Source organism: Sphingomonas sp. SRI_018 (assembly GCF_057586275.1).
The window spans coordinates 1,215,884-1,229,921 of sequence record NZ_JBYCZO010000001.1; the positions used below are offsets into that span (position 1 = coordinate 1,215,884).

Below are 14,038 nucleotides of genomic sequence, written 5' to 3' on the forward strand. Positions count from 1 at the left end.
TCCCGCGACAATATCGCCGCTCAGGCCCCGACCAGTTCCGCCAACCGCGCGCTGTCCACCGCGGGCGCACACAGATACCCCTGGTAGAGGTCGCACCCTTCCGCGATCACGCGGTCGAGCTGCTCCCGCGTCTCGACCCCCTCGGCCACCACCGACAGCCCCAGCGACCGCGCCATGCCGATCACCCCGCGCACCACGATCCGCTCGCGCGGCGAGCTCACCATCTGCTGCGTCATCCGCTTGTCGAGCTTCAACACGTCGAGCGGCAGCGCGTTGAGATAGGCGAGGCTCGAATAGCCCGTCCCGAAATCGTCGATCGCGATCAGGCATCCGGCGCCGCGCAGCATCTCCAGCGCCTCCGTGGCCGATTCGAGCGATTCGATCAGTCCGCTCTCCGTCACCTCGACCGTCACCCGCTCCGGCGCGATGCCGTGCGCGGCAATCCGCTCCAGCATCGTCGCCCCGAATCCCGGCGCTGCCAGATCCTCCGCCGTGACGTTGATCGACAGCTTGAGCCGCGCCAGCGCCCCCGCCCACCCGGCAGCGGCGCCGAGCGCACGATTCTGGAGATAGCCCGACAGCACCGGCCCCTGCCCCGCCCGCGCCGCCGCCGCGATCAGCGCCTCCGCCCCGATCTCGCCCAGCCGGGGATGGTGCCAGCGCGCCAGCGCCTCCACCCCGACGATCTGCCCGGTCGCGCACACCACCTGCGGCTGGAACAGCACGTCGATCTCGTGCTCGGCAAAGGCACGCGGCAGTTCCTCCGCCAGCGTCGCCAGCGACCGCGAGCGGCGCGGGAACACGTCGCGCATCTCCGCGCTGGCATCGGGCGTCTCGCCCAGCGGCTCGATCAGCGCATGGAGGCGCCCGGTGCGCGGATCACGCTGGATATGCTCGACCACCCGCCCCACGCCCGGCAGGTCGTGGGCGAAGGTCGCGCTCTCCCGCTGCTCCAGCCGCCGCAATGCCGCCGCGAGCAGCGGCCGATCCTCGCGCACCCGCCGCAGCATTTGGCTGACGCTCGCATCCGTTGGCGCCTCCAGGCTCGCCGCCAGCGCGGGCGAAAGCTGGAGCGAGCGGCGCGCATGATCGTAGCGCCAGGCCAGCGGCTCGCTCGGCTGCGTTTCCGTGATCCAGCCGCCGGAAGCGCGCTGGGCGTGGCGTTCGGCGAAGCGGATCGCTTCCTGCAGCTCGACCTCGCGCATCGGGCTCACCAGGAAATGCGTCGCTCCCGCCGCCCGGAACTCCGGCAATGCCGCCGCATCATTGTGCGACACGAGCACCAGCAGCGCCCGCCCGTCCGCGGCAACCGCCTCGCCCAGCATCCGCGTCGCGGCGAGCCCCTCGTCGAGGGCCCCGCGCGCATCGATCACCGCCACCGCTGCGCCGCTCGCCACCAGCCGCCGCGCCGCACCCTCGCTCCGCCGCGCCGCCACCGGCCGCCAGCCGCCGCGCGTCGCCGCCGCCGCCAGCTCGTCGCGTTGGCGAAAGGACAGGATGAACAACGGCTTGCCGTGCGATTCGACCAAGAATACCCCCTCAGGCGTCCTCCCCGACGGAGAGGCGCAACGCTTCTCGCCGAAAGGAATGAAGAAAAACAGGGGTTCGTAAGAAATCTGCTGAGGCTTGTGACCGCGCCAACAAAGTCCTAGCTGCTGGATATGGCCGCGTCCGCGCCCCTGATCGACCGCCACGGCCGCGCGATCTCCTATCTGCGCGTTTCCGTCACCGATCGCTGCGACCTGCGCTGCCGCTACTGCATGGCGGAGCAGATGACCTTCCTGCCGAAGGCGGCGATGATGGAGCTCGATGAGATCGCGACGATAGCCGAGCGCTTCATCGCCCGCGGCGTCCGCAAGATCCGCCTGTCGGGCGGCGAGCCGCTCGTCCGCCGCGGCATCGCCGGTCTCGCCCGCCGGCTCGGCACGCATATCGGCGCCGGCCTCGATGAGCTCACCCTCACCACCAACGGCACCCGCCTCGCCGATCACGCGGCGACGCTGTTCGAGGCGGGCATCCGCCGCGTCAACGTCAGCCTCGACAGCCGCGATCCCGAGGCCTTCCGCTACATCACCCGCCACGGCGACCTCGACCGCGTGCTCGCCGGCATCTTCGCCGCGCGCGACGCGGGGCTCGCGGTCAAGATCAACATGGTCGCGCTCGCCGGCCTCAACGAGCATGAGATCGCGCCGATGCTCGCCTGGTGCGGCGAGCATGGCTTCGACCTCAGCCTGATCGAGACGATGCCGCTCGGCCATATCGACGAAGACCGCGCCGACCGCTTCGTCCCCCTCACCCGGGTGTTCGAGGCGCTGGCGGCCGAGATCGAGCTGGTCCGCGACGTCCACCGCAGCGGCGGCCCGGCGCGCTACTGGCGCACGCCCTGGGGCACCCGGCTGGGATTGATCTCCCCGCTCACCGCCAATTTCTGCGACGGCTGCAACCGCGTCCGCCTCACCACCGAGGGCAAGCTCTACATGTGCCTCGGTCATGACGATCAGGTCGACCTCAAGGCCGCGCTCCGGACCGGCGGCGTACCGGCGCTCGACGCGGCGATCGACGCCGCCCTCGCCGCCAAGCCGGCACGCCACGACTTCGCGATCCGCGCCGGCGCCGCGCCGGCCGTCGAGCGCCACATGAACGCCACCGGCGGATGACGCTCGCCAAGCGTGCCCTGCTCGCGTCGCCGACGCCGCCGGCCCAGGCCGCGGTGCAGGACCTGTCGCGCGCCTACGACTGGGTGCCGTTCGAGGAAGCCGACCTGGTGATCGCGCTCGGCGGCGACGGCTTCATGCTCCAGGTGCTCCACCAGATGCTGGAGGCGCATCGCAGCGTGCCGGTATTCGGGATGAACCTCGGCACCGTCGGTTTCCTGATGAACGACTGGCGCATCGCCGACCTCGAGCGCCGGCTCGAGCGCGCACGCCCTTTCAAGGTCTCTCCACTGACCATGACCGCCCGCACGATCGAGGGCGAGCTGCGCGAGCTTCCTGCCATCAACGAGGTATCGCTGCTGCGCGAAACCCGCCAGACCGCCAAGCTCGAAGTGACGGTGAACGACCGCGTCGTGCTGCCCGAGCTGGTGTGCGACGGCATCCTCGCGGCAACGCCGGCCGGTTCCACGGCCTATAACCTCTCCGCCAACGGTCCGATCCTGCCGCTGGGATCGGCGCTGATCGCGCTCACCCCGATCAGCGCCTTCCGCCCCCGCCGCTGGCGCGGCGCGATCCTGCCGGAGAAGGCGCGAATCAGCATCCGCGTGCTGGAGCCGGAGAAGCGCCCGGTGAGCGCCGTCGCCGACCAGCGCGAGGTGCGCGACGTCGCACAGGTCGACATCGCGATCGATCCGCTGCGCGACCTGACGCTGCTGTTCGACCCCGAACACGCCCTCGACGACCGCATCACGATGGAGCAGTTCATCGCCTGAGACAGGTTGTGCGCGAGGGGCTTGCAAAGCCCGAAAGCACTGCTATTAGCCGCGCCTCCAAGCGCGTTCCCCGATAGCTCAGCGGTAGAGCTCTCGACTGTTAATCGAGCGGCCGTTGGTTCGAATCCAACTCGGGGAGCCAGCTACCTTCACGATTTCGATTTTTATCGGCTAGGGCACTCTGCGCGCATTCCGCTCAGCTCAGCAGCGGCTCAAGCGCTTCCCATTCACGTTCGACCGCCGCCCGCCCGGCGTCAATGGCCTTACGGATTTTCTTGGGATCGAACTCGAGGGTTTCGGAATATTCCTGCTCGGGCTCGATGATGCGGATCGGCGCGAACCGATAGCGGGCGATCTGGAGGTCGAGCGGGCGCAGGATAGTCGCCGCCGCCGCACCGGTTACGCCCGTCGACCGCAGTGCCCGCGCCTGCGCCTCGCGTGCGGCGATGATGTCGTTGATCAGCGTCGCATTGGCGGTGTCGTTCGCCGACACCTCCGACTGGAGGATGTCGACAGCGCGCAGGCCGATCTTGATGAGGTTGGAATAGGTGCGCACCCTGCCCGGATGCGGCGGCGGCGAGGCACGCACGACGATCACGCCGCGCGGGTTGAGCTCCAGCGCTGCGTCCAAGGGCGTGACGTTGCGCACGCCCCCGTCCACCCATTGCTCCTCGGTGCCATCGCCGGCGCGGGTCTTCAACGGATCGAAGAACACCGGCATCGCCGAGCTGGCATAGACCCAGTTGTGGATGCCGGGCACCGTCTCGTCGATGCTGCGATATTCGCCGGTGCCGAGATTGACCACGCCGATCCGGAGCTTGCGGCCGCTCGCCCTCAGCTTCGCGTCGTCGGCGAAATCCTTGAGCAGCCGGCGCAGCGGCGCGGCGTCGTAGAGTGCGTCCTCCCCCAGAATGCCGCCCACGATTCCCAGCAGCCGCTCCTCGTAGATGTCGCCGTTGCCTTTGATGTCGAGCCATCGCTGCAGCATCTCCGGCACATCGTCCTGCGCCACGCCCAACGCCTGGATCGAGCCGGTCGAGACGCCGGCGACGATGTCGATCCTGACCCCGCGGTTGACGACGAGCTCATGCACGACGCCGACCTGGAAGGCGCCCTTGGCGCCTCCTCCGCTCAGCACGATCGCAAGGTCACCAGCCATATCGCTCTCCGCCGTCCGGAGTATATCACCGCTTGCTCGAATTGGTTGACGGAAACATCGCCGACGGGCCTCTTAGGGTTCGAGGGAGAGAGGCGACGGAACGCGAGGCACTGGCCGAATGGGTGGGACGGGAGATCCTGCCGCACGAACGCGACCTGCGCAGGTGGCTGCAGCGTCGGCTCGTCGACGCGGGCGATGTGGAGGATGTCGTGCAGGAATGCTATTGCCGCCTCGCCCAGCTTCGCGACGTCAGCCATGTCACGATGCCGCGCGCCTATCTCTTCACGATGGCGCGCAATCTGGTGCAGCGGCAGCGCAAGCGTGCGCGGGTGGTCCGGCTCGAGGCGATGGCGGACCCGGTCGACGAGCAATGGGAGATCGAGCTGCTCTCCCCCGAGCGGATCGCCGCTGCCCGCCAGGAACTCGGCCGCGTGCAGGCGGCGCTCGCCACGGTCTCGGAGCGCGCCCGCCGGATCTTCCTCATGCGCAAGGTCGAAGGCCTGAGCCAGAAGGAGATCGCGCAGACGCTGGGAGTCACCGAGGCCGTCGTCGAGAATGAAGCGAGCCGCAGCCTGCGCGCGATCCTGAAGCTGTTGACCGAGCCCGAAGCCGGGCAGGACCTGTCGTCGACGGGAGGCGTTTCCCATGCACGATTCCGCTGAGCAAGCCGCCGCCTGGGCGCTTCGCCATCCGCTCGATGCACAGGGGCGCGCCGAGCTCGAGGCGTGGCTGGCGCAGGACCCGCGCCATGCGGGCGCGCTGTTGCGGGCGCAGGCGGGCCTCAGCGTGATCGGTGAGGCATTGACGCAACAGGGCGGGGCTGATGCGCCTCCGCGCCCGCTGCCGACACGGCGATGGCTGCTGACGGGGATCGGCGGCGCCGCGGCCGCGGCCGCGGTCGCCGGCATCGTCGGCTGGCCGTGGCTGACGGGCGAGCGAGTCACGACCGCGCGCGGCGAGATTCGGCGGCTGCCGCTCGCCGACGGATCGGTGGCGACGATCGATACCGGCAGCGAGCTGCGCGTCGTGATGGCGAGCGACAGCCGCCGCATCGCGCTCGGCAAGGGGCAGGCGTGGTTCCAGGTCGCCAAGGATCGCAAGCGGCCCTTCATCGTCGATGCCGGCATCGCCCAGGCGCGCGCGGTCGGCACCGCCTTCTCGGTGAGCCGTGCCGACGACGGCGTCCAGGTCGCCGTCACGGAGGGGATCGTCGCCGTCTGGGCCAGCGACGGCGGCGGAACGATGACGATCCTCAACGCCGGCCAGTACGCGACCTTTCGGCCGGAAGCGATGACGCCGGAGACGGGCACGGCCCCGGCCCGGATAGAGCGCGCGCTGGCCTGGCGCGCTGGCGAGATCTCGCTGGAGAACGAGACGCTAGGCAGCGCCGTCACCCAATTCAACCGCTACAACCAGCAGCAGCTCGTGGTTGCCGATCCGGAGCTCGCTCGAGAGCGGCTGGTGGGACTGTTCCAGATCGACCGCCCGGGCGACTTCGCCGCGACCGTGGCGGCCACGCTCGACGTCGAGGTCACCTCGACACCCTCCGAAATTCGCCTGTCGAGAAAAAAGACCCCGCACCCCTGACGGAAATGCGCCGTCACGGACTCGTGACGTCAAGAGCGCGCCCACGATAGGGCGCCCGATGATGCGGGGAGGATGGAATGACATACGCACGCCTTCACTTGCTCGGCACCGCCGCCGCGGTCGTCTGCGGCATGGCCGCGCCTGCCGGCGCGACCGCCCAGGTGCGGCGTTTCGACGTCCCAGCCCAGCCGGCGCGAACCGGCATTCCGTTGTTTGCGCATCAGGCCGGCATCCAGGTCCTTGCGTCCGGCCCCATCACTGACGGGGTGAGAGTCAACCGCGTCAAGGGATCGCTGGATGTCGCCACGGCGCTGCGGCTGCTGCTGGCGGGCACCGATCTCGTGCCCGTCACGATCGGCCGCGCGATCGTGCTGAAACGCCAGGAAACGGCGGCAGCACCGCGTCCGGTCGCCCTTGCGCAGGTCGGTCCCGCAATGCCGCCGCAGGGCCAAGCCAATGATACAGTTCAGGAAGGCGCTGCGCCCCCGGCAGGTGACGAGGACATCGTCGTCACCGGCATCCGCGCCTCGCTCCAGGAATCGATCAACGTCAAGCGTGCCGCCGGCAACATTGTCGACGTCATCACCGCGCAAGACATCGGCAAGCTCCCCGACCAGAACGTCGCCGAATCGATGAGCCGCATCACCGGCGTCCAGATCACACGGCGCGAGGGCGACGGATCGAACTTCACCGTGCGCGGCATCTCGCAGAACCGGCTCGAGATCAACGGCCGCACCTTCCTCGGCCCCGGCCCGGGCGGCAGCGCGTCGCTCGAATCGATCAGCCCGGAGATCATCTCGAGCATCGTCGTCGCCAAGTCGCCCTCGGCCGACATGCCCGAGGGCGCGCTCGGCGCCACCGTCAACCTCAAGACCAAGCGTCCGCTGGAGCTCGACGATTTCGTCGTCAGCGGCCGGTTGCAAGGCGCCTATACCGACCAGGCCGACCACCTCGGCTATCGCGGCTCGGCCCTGGTGTCGAAGAGCTTCAACGACAGCTTCGGCATCCTCGCCAGCGCCGCCTATTCGAACATCCACACACGCGGCTACTCCTTCGACTCCGGCGGCTGGACGCGGACCAACAATATCGACGGCAACGGCGACGGGGTGAACGATCCCGGGCTGTTCCGCCCCAACCGCTTCATGGCCCGCATCTACGACCGGCGGGAGGAGCGGCTGACCCTCAACAGCTCGGTCCAATATCGCCCCGCCGAGAATTGGGAGATCATTCTCGACGGCACCTACACCCGGCTGAAGCGCGAGCGGAACAGCGTCAACTACCAGGTGCTGTTCAACGACAACGACGTGAACGCGGTCGCCGACGAGAACGGCACCGTGCTCAGCGGCACCTTCAACGGCGTGACCCTGCGCCCGCTGATCTACGACGAGCCGACCGAGTTCAGGTCGACCAACCTTGGTCTCTCGACCAAATATGACGGCGACATCGTCAAGGTGTCGGCGGATGCCTCGTACAGCAAAGGCAAGGGCACTGACGGCGGTCCAGGCGCCTCCTTCACCTATGTCGTCGTCCCGCGCGCCGGCAACACGACCAACGCGAGCTACGACTTCTCCGCCGGCAACCCGGTGCCCGACCTCGCGCTCAGCACAAACTTCGACCGCGACGATCCCGGACAATATCAGCTCGCCTCGATCTTCGAGAACGACTTCCGGACCGACAACACCGGCTACGACGCCCGCCTCGACTTCGAGATCCGCACCGATTGGGGTCCGGTGAAGTCGGTTCAGCTCGGCTCGCGCTACGAGCGGATCGAATTTTATTCCGAAGCGCCCCAGAACATTCCCTCGGCGGCCAGCCTGCTCGGGGTCGGGGACAAGAACGGCGACGGCATCCTGACCGTCGACGAGCTGCCGGGTCTCAATTACGACAACAGCGCCGGCAGCTTCTTCCCCGGGGTGAACGGCGACTTCCCGCGCGACTTCCTGACCGGCACCACCGACAAGCAGGCGGCGCGCGACGCCTTCGGCCTGCCGATTCCGCGCGCCGACACCATCCCGTTCGGTCGCGTGTCGATCAAGGACGTCGACCAGGACACGATCGCTTTCTACGCCAAGGCCAATTTCGCCGGCCGCGTCGGGTCGATGCCGCTCTCGGGCAATGCCGGCGTGCGCTACGTCACCATGGACCGCATCTCGTCGGGCTTCCTGTCGGATACCGAGCCGACGGCGTCGAAATCGAGCTTCGACTATTGGCTGCCCAGTGCCAACCTGGCGCTCGACCTGACTTCCAATCTGACCTTTCGCGCCGCCGCGGCGAAGGTGGTCGCGCGGCCGAGCCTCAGCGACGTCGGCGTCAGCTTCGTGCCCCTGATCGTGTCGCGGACCGGCTCGCGCGGCAACCCCAGGCTGCGCCCGTTCGAGGCTACTCAGTTCGATGCCACGCTCGAATGGTATTTCGCCCCGTCGAGCGCCCTCACCTTCGCAGCTTTCTACAAGAACGTCGATTCGTTCACGATCAACGTGACGCAGGCGGAATATGTCCCCGGCTTCTCCACCAGCCCCACCGATCTCTTTCAGATCACCCAGCCGATCAACGGCAGATCGGGCAAGATCAAGGGCTTCGAGGTCGCCTACCAGCACGCGCTGCGCTTCCTGCCGGCGCCGTTCGACAACCTCGGTATCCAGGCGAACTACACCTATGTCGACAGCGAGACGCCGCTGATCGACGAGGCGACCGGCGCCAGCCTGCCGCTGCCGGGCCTGTCGAAGCACAGCTACAACCTGATCGGCTATTACGAGGACGACGACTTCTCGCTGCGCGCCGCCTACATCTATCGCAGCGACTATCTCCAGGGGCAGGGCAGCGCGGCGAGCGGCGGCAGCTCTTATGCCGACGGGCGCGGGCAGCTCGACGTCTCGGCCCAGCTCAACCTCACCAAGAACGTGCGGCTGACGGTCGAGGCGATAAACCTGACGCGCGAGATCGATCGCCAGTATCTGCAGGACGAGCTGCGCCTGCTGAACACCACGCGCGAGGACCGGCGCGTCTTCTTCGGCGTGGCCGCCACCTTCTGATGAGGCATCGGTACCGCATTGCATTGGCGCTTGCCGCCGCGGCTTGCACCGCCGCAGCGAAGACGCCCCATCGCGCCGACATCGTCATCTACGGCTGCACCTCCGGCGGGGTCATCGCAGCCGTGGAGGCGCGCCGCCTCGGCCGGTCCGTGCTGCTCGTCTGCCGCGAGGATTATCTCGGCGGCATGTCGACCAACGGCCTCGGCTGGTCCGATACCGGCAACCATCGCGCGATCGGCGGCCTGTCGCTCGAATTCTACCGCAGGGTGAAGCGGTACTACGACGATCCGTCGGTGTGGACCCATGCGCCGCGACCGGCGCGGGGCGAGAACTTCGTCGACGGCGACGCGATGTGGCAGTTCGAGCCCAAGGTGGCCGAGCGCATCCTCGAGGACTGGGTGCGCGAGGCCGGCGTCACGGTGGTGCGCAACCAGCCGCTCGACCGATCGGAGGACGGCGTGGAGAAGGCAGGCGGCCGCGTCGTCGCCTTCCGCTCGACGGCCGGCGAACGGTTCGAAGGCCGCATGTTCATCGACGCCACCTATGAAGGCGACCTGATGGCCGGCGCCGGCGTCAGCTTCACTGTGGGGCGGGAGGCGAACGCGGCCTACGGCGAGACGCTGAACGGCGTCCAGCTCGCCAACACGACCAACCATCAGTTCACGCTGGACGTCGATCCCTATCGCACCCCCGGCGATCCCTCGAGCGGGCTGGTGCCGCGCATCAGCGCCGAGCGCCCCGCTCCCGACGGCACCGGCGACCGCAAGATCCAGGCCTATACCTATCGCATGTGCCTGACCGACGTGCCCGCCAACCGCGTGCCCTTCCCCAAGCCCGAGGGATATGACGCGAGCCAGTATACGCTGCTCAAGCGCTACATGGACGCCGGCTATCGCGACTTCTTCCGGAAGTTCGACCGCATCCCGAACGGCAAGACCGATACCAACAATTTCGGCGCCTTCTCGTTCGACAACATCGGGATGAACTATCGCTATCCCGAAGGCAGCGACGCCGAGCGGGCCGCGATCGCGCGCGAGCACACGACCTATCAGCAGGGCCTCCTCTGGTTCATGGCGAACGATCCCGGCGTGCCGGCGGAGACGCGCGACGAGATGGCGAAGTGGGGCCTCTGCAAGGACGAGTTCACCGGCAACGGCCACTGGCCGCGCGAGATGTACGTGCGCGAGGCGCGCCGCATGGTGTCCAACTTCGTGATGGCCGAACCGCACTTGCGCGGTACGAAACCCACGCCTCGACCGATCGGCATGGGCTCTTACAACATGGACTCCCACAACGTGCAGCGCATCGTCGACGCCCGCGGCTTCGCGCGCAACGAGGGCAATATAGAGGTCAGCCCCGGCCGCGCCTATCCGATCAGCTACGACGCGATCGTGCCGAGGAAGCGCGAAGCGGCCAACCTGCTGGTGCCCGTAGCCCTGTCGGCTTCGCACATCGCCTATGGCTCGATCAGGATGGAGCCGGTGTTCATGATCCTCGGCCAGTCCGCCGCAGCCGCGGCGTCGATCGCCATCGCGGAGGATGTCGCGGTCCAGGATGTCGACTATGCCAAGCTGCGGACGAAGCTGATGTCGGAACGGCAGATCCTTGAGCTCCCGCGCTGATCTGACGGCATCATTGGCCGACACCCGCCGCCTAGCTCGGCGACCGCCCGCCGCCGAACCGAGCATAGAGCGTCGGCAGCACGAACAACGTCAATAAGGTCGCCGAGAACAATCCGCCGATCACCACGGTCGCGAGCGGCTTCTGCACCTCCGCACCCGCGCCATGTCCGAGCGCCATCGGCAGAAAGCCGAGGCTCGCCACCAGCGCGGTCATCGCGACCGGGCGGAGGCGTGCCAACGCTCCCTCCCGGGCAGCGGATGCCGGATCACGGCCCTCCTCGACCAGCTTCTGGATCGAGGTGAGCATCACCAGCCCATTGAGCACCGCGATACCCGATAGCGCGATGAATCCGACCGCGGCCGAGATCGAGAAGGGCATGCCCCGCAGGAGCAGCGCGAGCGCACCGCCCACCAACGCCAGCGGCACGCCGGTGAACACGATCGCGGCATCCCGAATGTTTCGCAGCGCCCCGTAGAGCAGCAGCATGATCAGTGCGAAGCACGCCGGCACCACCACCGCGAGCCGGCCGCGTGCCGAGGCCAGATTCTCGAACTGGCCACCCCAGATCAGCCAGATGCCGGCGGGAAGCGGCACGTCGCGCGCGATCGCGGCGCGCGCCTCGGACACGACACTCGCGACGTCGCGCCCACGGACATTGGCCTGGACGACGACGCGGCGCTTGCCGTTCTCGCGGCTGATCTGGTTGGGACCATCCACAATCCGGATGTCGGCGACGCTGGCCAGGGGCACGAACGCGCCGACCGGGGTCGGCACCGGCGTCTGGCCGAGCGCCTCGAGATCGGCGCGTGTAGCATCGGCAAGGCGGATCACGATGGGAAAGCTGCGGTCGCCCTCGAAGATGCGGCCCGCCTCGCGCCCGCCGATCGCGGCGGCAACCGTATCTGCGACGTCCTGCGCCGCCACGCCGACCCGGCTCGCCCGATCCTGACTATAGGCGATGTCGAGCATGGGGAGGCCCTCGGTCTGCTCGACCTTGACGTCCTCGGCGCCCGGCACGCGGCGCAGCGCGGCGGCGATGCGGTTGGCGACCGCGTTCATCTCGGCGAAGTCTTCGCCGAACACCTTCACCGCGACGTCGGATCGCACGCCGGCGATGAGCTCGTTGAAGCGCATCTGGATCGGCTGCGTGACCTCATAGGCGTGGCCGGGCACCGTCGCCAGCCGCGCCTCGATCCGCTCGATGATCGCGGCCTTCGCCCCGGACGGGTTCGGCCATTGCTTGCGGTCCTTCAGCATGATGAAGGTGTCGGTCGCATTGGGCGGCATCGGGTCCGCCGCGATCTCCGCGGTGCCGGTGCGTGAGAAGACCGTGCGGATCTCGGGCATGCCCTGCAGCGCGCGCTCGATCTGCGCCTGCATCTTCTGGCTCTGCTCGACCGAAGTGCCCGGCACGCGAAAGGCCGAGACGAGGACGTCGCCCTCGTCGAGCTGCGGCAGGAACTCCTGCCCCAGGCTGGAGAAGGCGGCGGCGCCCAGCGCGATCGCACCGATCGCCACGCCGATCATCGTCCTGGGCTGCGCGAGCGCGCGATCCAGGCCGGGTTCGTAACGTCGGCGCAGCCAGCCGATAATGCGGCTCTCCTTCTCCCGGACCGGCCGCGACAGCCATATCGCGATCGCCGCGGGAACGAAGGTCAGCGACAGCACGAAGGCGAAGGCAAGCGCGATGATGACCGTGACCGCCATCGGCTCGAAGGTGCGGCCCTCGACGCCAGAGAGCGTCAGCAGCGGTACATAGACGAGCATGACGATCGCCTGACCGTACACCGACGGCCGGATCATCTCGCGCGCCGCCGCCGCGACCGTTTCCATCCGCTCGCCGAGGCCAAGCGACCGACCTTCGAGATACTGGCGATCGGCGATGCGGCGCAGCGCATTCTCGACGATGATCACCGCCCCGTCGACGATCAGGCCGAAATCGAGTGCGCCGAGGCTCATAAGATTGGCCGACACACCGACGCGCAGCATCCCAAAACCGGTGAGCAGCATGGTGATCGGGATGACCAGCGCTGCGATCAGCGCCGCGCGGAAGTTGCCGAGCAGCACGAACAGCACCGCGATCACCAGCAGCGCGCCTTCGGTGAGGTTGCGCGCCACGGTGCCGATCGTCGCGTCGACCAGTCGCGTGCGGTCGAGCACCGGCTCGATGACGACGTCGCGGGGCAGCGACGGCGCGATCGCCTTGAGCTTGGCATCGACACCGGAGGAAACGGTGCGGCTGTTCTCGCCGATCCGCATGATCGCGGTGCCGGTGATCACCTCACGGCCGTTCTCCGACGCCGCCCCCATGCGGATGCCCTGGCCCAGCCGCACCTCGGCGACTTGGCCGAGCGTGATCGGCACGCCCTCGCGCGATGCGATCACGCGGTCGCGCAATTGCGCGAGGCTGAGGATGCGCGCATCGGCACGGACCGCGAGACCCTCGCCGTTGCGGTCCACCGTGCCGCCGCCGGTGGCGACGTTGTTGCGCTCGAGCGCGGCGGCGAGATCGGCGAGGCTCAGCTTGAGCGCCGCCAGCTTCTGCAGGTCGGGAACGACCAGATATTCCTTCTCGAATCCGCCCAATGAATCGATGCCGGCCACGCCGTCGACCGCCTTGACCTGCGGCGCGACGATCCAGTCCTGCACGGTGTGGAGATAGGTCGCCTTGTCGGCCTCGTTCGCAAGCCGATCGCCTTCCGGGGTGATGTAGCTGCCGTCGGGCTGCAATCCCGGCTCGCCCGGCCGATGCTGTTCATGCGCGTGTTCGGCATAGCGCAGCGTCCAGATATAGACCTCGCCCAGGCCGGTCGCGATCGGCCCCATTGCGGGCGTGATGCCAGCCGGCAATGTCTCCTTCGCCGCCGTCAGCCGCTCCTGCACCTGCTGCCGGGCGAAATAGATATCGGTGGAGTCGCTGAATACCGCGGTGATCTGCGCGAAGCCGTTGCGGCTGAGCGAGCGGGTGCTTTCCAGCCCCTTGATGCCGGCGAGCGCGGTTTCGATCGGAAAGGCGACCTGCTTCTCGATCAGCTCGGGAGAGAGCGCAGGTGCGAGGACGTTCACCTGCACCTGGTTGTTGGTGATGTCGGGCACCGCGTCGATCGGCAGGCGCGCGAGGCTGATGCCGCCGACGACGGCGGCGACGACGGTGAGGAGCAGGACGAGCCAGCGCCGCTCGACCGCCCAGGTGACGATGCGATCGATCAT

The 14,038-nt window shown here is 68.3% G+C and carries 9 protein-coding genes and 1 tRNA gene; 7 read left to right on the forward strand and 3 right to left on the reverse strand.

What is annotated here, in order from left to right; all coding sequences use genetic code 11:
* Nucleotides 1-20: 20 nt before the first annotated feature.
* Complete coding sequence (locus AC2YHA_RS05750) at nt 21-1,529, reverse strand: EAL domain-containing protein (RefSeq protein ID WP_487400701.1); 1,509 nt, start codon at nt 1,527-1,529, stop codon at nt 21-23.
* Between the two features lie 132 nt (nt 1,530-1,661).
* Here AC2YHA_RS05750 and moaA point away from each other — a divergent pair, with 132 nt between their 5' ends.
* The 3 genes from moaA (at nt 1,662) to AC2YHA_RS05765 (ending at nt 3,569) form a co-directional block, all read left to right on the forward strand.
* Nucleotides 1,662-2,657 (forward strand): GTP 3',8-cyclase MoaA, encoded by a 996-nt coding sequence (gene moaA / locus AC2YHA_RS05755; protein ID WP_487400702.1) that lies wholly within the window; start codon nt 1,662-1,664, stop codon nt 2,655-2,657.
* Nucleotides 2,654-3,427 carry an NAD kinase gene (locus AC2YHA_RS05760; protein ID WP_233782247.1) on the forward strand — a complete coding sequence of 258 codons (774 nt, stop codon included), beginning with the start codon at nt 2,654-2,656 and terminating at the stop codon, nt 3,425-3,427. The genes moaA and AC2YHA_RS05760 overlap by 4 nt, the downstream gene beginning before the upstream one ends.
* 67 nt (nt 3,428-3,494) lie before the next feature.
* A tRNA-Asn gene (locus tag AC2YHA_RS05765) sits at nt 3,495-3,569 on the forward strand.
* A gap of 54 nt (nt 3,570-3,623) precedes the next feature.
* Here AC2YHA_RS05765 and AC2YHA_RS05770 read toward each other — a convergent pair.
* Nucleotides 3,624-4,586 (reverse strand): patatin-like phospholipase family protein, encoded by a 963-nt coding sequence (locus AC2YHA_RS05770; RefSeq protein WP_487400703.1) that lies wholly within the window; start codon nt 4,584-4,586, stop codon nt 3,624-3,626.
* Nucleotides 4,587-4,708: 122 nt separating this feature from the next.
* On the opposite strand from AC2YHA_RS05770, the gene AC2YHA_RS05775 reads away from it, so the two are divergent.
* The 4 genes from AC2YHA_RS05775 (at nt 4,709) to AC2YHA_RS05790 (ending at nt 10,827) form a co-directional block, all read left to right on the forward strand.
* Complete coding sequence (locus AC2YHA_RS05775) at nt 4,709-5,248, forward strand: RNA polymerase sigma factor (RefSeq protein WP_487400704.1); 540 nt, start codon at nt 4,709-4,711, stop codon at nt 5,246-5,248.
* Nucleotides 5,232-6,173, forward strand: a complete 942-nt coding sequence (locus AC2YHA_RS05780) for a FecR family protein (RefSeq protein WP_487400705.1) — start codon at nt 5,232-5,234, stop codon at nt 6,171-6,173. The genes AC2YHA_RS05775 and AC2YHA_RS05780 overlap by 17 nt, the downstream gene beginning before the upstream one ends.
* 77 nt (nt 6,174-6,250) lie before the next feature.
* Nucleotides 6,251-9,205: a TonB-dependent receptor gene (locus AC2YHA_RS05785; RefSeq protein ID WP_487400706.1), complete on the forward strand. Its 2,955-nt coding sequence runs from the start codon at nt 6,251-6,253 to the stop codon at nt 9,203-9,205.
* Complete coding sequence (locus tag AC2YHA_RS05790) at nt 9,205-10,827, forward strand: FAD-dependent oxidoreductase (protein WP_487400707.1); 1,623 nt, start codon at nt 9,205-9,207, stop codon at nt 10,825-10,827. Before AC2YHA_RS05785 ends, AC2YHA_RS05790 begins: the two co-directional genes overlap by 1 nt.
* A 31-nt stretch (nt 10,828-10,858) precedes the next feature.
* Here the strand turns inward: AC2YHA_RS05790 and AC2YHA_RS05795 are convergent, their stop codons facing one another.
* Entirely contained in the window at nt 10,859-14,038 is a 3,180-nt protein-coding gene (locus tag AC2YHA_RS05795; protein ID WP_487400708.1) for an efflux RND transporter permease subunit, read from the reverse strand.

Excerpts from the sequence above, each read along its gene's own strand:
- moaA (WP_487400702.1), top strand. The coding sequence starts at position 1,662 with ATGGCCGCGTCCGCGCCCCTGATCGACCGCCACGGCCGCGCGATCTCC.
- AC2YHA_RS05760 (WP_233782247.1), top strand. The coding sequence starts at position 2,654 with ATGACGCTCGCCAAGCGTGCCCTGCTCGCGTCGCCGACGCCGCCGGCC.
- AC2YHA_RS05770 (WP_487400703.1), bottom strand. The coding sequence starts at position 4,586 with ATGGCTGGTGACCTTGCGATCGTGCTGAGCGGAGGAGGCGCCAAGGGC.
- AC2YHA_RS05780 (WP_487400705.1), top strand. The coding sequence starts at position 5,232 with ATGCACGATTCCGCTGAGCAAGCCGCCGCCTGGGCGCTTCGCCATCCG.
- AC2YHA_RS05785 (WP_487400706.1), top strand. The coding sequence starts at position 6,251 with ATGACATACGCACGCCTTCACTTGCTCGGCACCGCCGCCGCGGTCGTC.
- AC2YHA_RS05790 (WP_487400707.1), top strand. The coding sequence starts at position 9,205 with ATGAGGCATCGGTACCGCATTGCATTGGCGCTTGCCGCCGCGGCTTGC.
- AC2YHA_RS05795 (WP_487400708.1), bottom strand. The coding sequence starts at position 14,038 with ATGATCGATCGCATCGTCACCTGGGCGGTCGAGCGGCGCTGGCTCGTC.